This window comes from Mycobacterium sp. (genome assembly GCF_035653355.1).
Classification (GTDB): Bacteria; Actinomycetota; Actinomycetes; order Mycobacteriales; family Mycobacteriaceae; genus Mycobacterium.
Window position 1 is genome coordinate 1 of record NZ_DASRBZ010000537.1, and the last position, 2,438, is coordinate 2,438.

The 2,438-nt window shown below is 68.4% G+C and carries 1 protein-coding gene and 1 pseudogene; one reads left to right on the forward strand and one right to left on the reverse strand.

Annotated elements, in window-relative coordinates:
- Positions 1–1,002 (forward strand): annotated as a pseudogene (locus VFA16_RS18435) (hypothetical protein); the annotation flags it as partial.
- Between the two features lie 6 nt (positions 1,003–1,008).
- Here the strand turns inward: VFA16_RS18435 and VFA16_RS18440 are convergent.
- Complete coding sequence (locus tag VFA16_RS18440; RefSeq protein ID WP_324969201.1) at positions 1,009–2,319, reverse strand: IS1380 family transposase; 1,311 nt, start codon at positions 2,317–2,319, stop codon at positions 1,009–1,011.
- Positions 2,320–2,438: the final 119 nt, after the last annotated feature.

The following is a 2,438-nucleotide window of genomic DNA, read 5'->3' on the forward strand; positions in this document are numbered from 1 at the left end:
ATCGAGTCGAACCGCACGCCGGGCGCGGCCGGCATCCGCATCGGCGACTTCGGCGCCGGGCTGTACCCGCTCTTTACCACCGTTTCCAGCAACCGCCTGATCCGCAACTGGATCGGCATCGACATCGCCGGCGCCCGCAGCACGACGGTAACAACCAACACCATCAGTTCCGAGGATCTGCGCACCGGTGTGTTGATCGAGCCGGGCAGCTCGGGCGCTGCCGCATTCAGTCAGCCCGAGGGCACCGTGCTGCAGCAGAACCAGATCGTCTCCAACGGCGCGTGCAACGCGACGTCCGGCTGCGCCATCCGCCTGGGCGCGGGCGAGACGCAGGACGTGGACGCGACGGCCGCCAACCGCTTCGGCCTACCGGCCAACGCCGACGTCAATACAGTCCTCTGGCACAAACCGAACGACCCCTCGCTGGGTTATATCGACGCCGGGCAATCCACGCCGCAGTTGACCCAAGCGACGCCGCCTGCGAACAGCGCGCCCACCGGCGCATCCGGCGGGCCGACTCCGGGGCCGGGCTCCGGTGGCTCGACGACCTCAAGTCCGAACACGAACGCTGCCGGCGGCCCAGGCGCCTCTTCGACCATCGCGATCGGCGCGAACCCGAACACGATCGCTTCGAGCACGGCCTCACCGGGCGCTGCCAACGCCGGTGCGACGCTGACCGGAGGTCCGGCACAGCCACTCAGCAGCTCGTTTACATCGCCGGCGCTCACCTCGGGACCACCCGCCGGTTCGACGACCTATTCGCCGCCCTGCGACTTTGTGGGGGTCTCCGGCGGTATGGTAAGCACGGTGAGCGTGGCGGCCTTCTTATCAGGGTTTCAGCCGGTCAGCAACATTCGTTCGGCCTGGCGCGTAAACAACGGCACCCACCTCTTCGACGCGCTCTACTTCGCCGGCTCGAGCGCGCCGGTAGAGGCGATGACGCTCCGCGGCGGCGATATCGTGGCGATCTGCGTCTCCGGCGCAGTCCAGGGGCCACCCTAGCCCGGATTATGCATTAGCGGCGGCGCGACGGGTGGCGAGGTGGCGCCAGAGCGGCTCGCTGGGATGGCTGGCTGCGAGATGGAGCCGGACGCAGGTCAGCAACTGGCGCACGCGGCCGGCGAGCTTGAGCAGCCGGAGGCGGATGGTGTCGAACTGGGCGACGGCGAGTTCCGTCCCAGCGAGCCAACCGCGCAGCGTGTGCAAGAGCCAGTAGGCAGCAGCATGCAGGAAGAGCCGGAACTGGTTGGCCAGGAAGCGGTGGTTGCTGAGGCGGTCGGCGGCCAGGGCGTTCTTGAAGTCCTTGATGTAGTTCTCACACTGGCCGCGGTCCACGTAGCGGTCATACACCGCGAGCGGTGCCTCGGCATGGTCGGTGACGACAAAGCGCGTATTCGGCCCTTGCGCCAGCACCTCCGCCTTGTAGACCACCCGTCGCTGTTGCGGCCAGCTGTCCGCCTGATACCAGGTCGCCCCTGCCAGGCGAACCTTTTCTCCACCGGCGGCGTCGCTCTTCGCCTGCGCTTCCGCGAGCAGCGGCGCGGCTACCGCCTCCAGGCGGGGATTGGGGATCAGACCGATGGTGTAGTGCACGCGATTGGCTTCGCACCACCGGTAGAGCCGTGGGACGGCAAAGCCGCTGTCCGCCCGCAGTTCCACCTGCAGCCCGGGCCACGCGGCCCGCAGCCGGTGCACCAGCCGGCGGAGTACCAGGACGGCGAAGCGGCTGCCATGGGCATTGCCCGGGCGCAGCACGGCGGTGATGAGCTGGCCGGTGTCGCCGTCGAAGACCAGCAGGGGATGGTACATGTGCTGGCGATAGTAGGCGTGGTAGCGCACGCCCTCCTGCTTGCCATGGGCGGGGTCGGCCGTGCCATCGAGGTCGAGCAGCACCTGCGTCGGCCGCCCGTGCCGCCCCCGTTCGCGGAGGTAGAGAGTCACCAGGGCGGTGGCGAGCCGTTCGAGGCTGCGGCGGTCCACGCGATTCTCGAAGCGGGACAGCGTTGCCTGGCTGGCGAGGGGCGGGTCGCTCTCGGGCAACCGTCCGCAGAGCAGCTTGAACAGCGGGTCGTGGCGCAGGGTGGTAGCATCGTTCTGGTCGGCGTAGCCACAGGCAATTTGGAACACCCGCTGGCGGCACAGCGCCACGAGCGGATGGCGCTTGCGCTGCGGGGCGGGGAGGCAGGCGGCGAGTTGCTCGCACAAGCCCAGCGCCGCATCGGCCTCGGCAAGCCACGGCAGGCCACCATCGCTGGTGAGCCGGCCACCGTCGAAGGCAGCGGTCAGCGGAACGCCCGCATGGGTCGGGAAGGCCGCCACGCATGGGGTAGACTCGGACATAGAAACACCGTCCGTTCTTGGTTGTCAGCACTCCAAGTATCCGGACGGTGTTTCCTTCTGTCTCGCCCGGCCAACGCTTAGTGCATAATCCGGGCTAG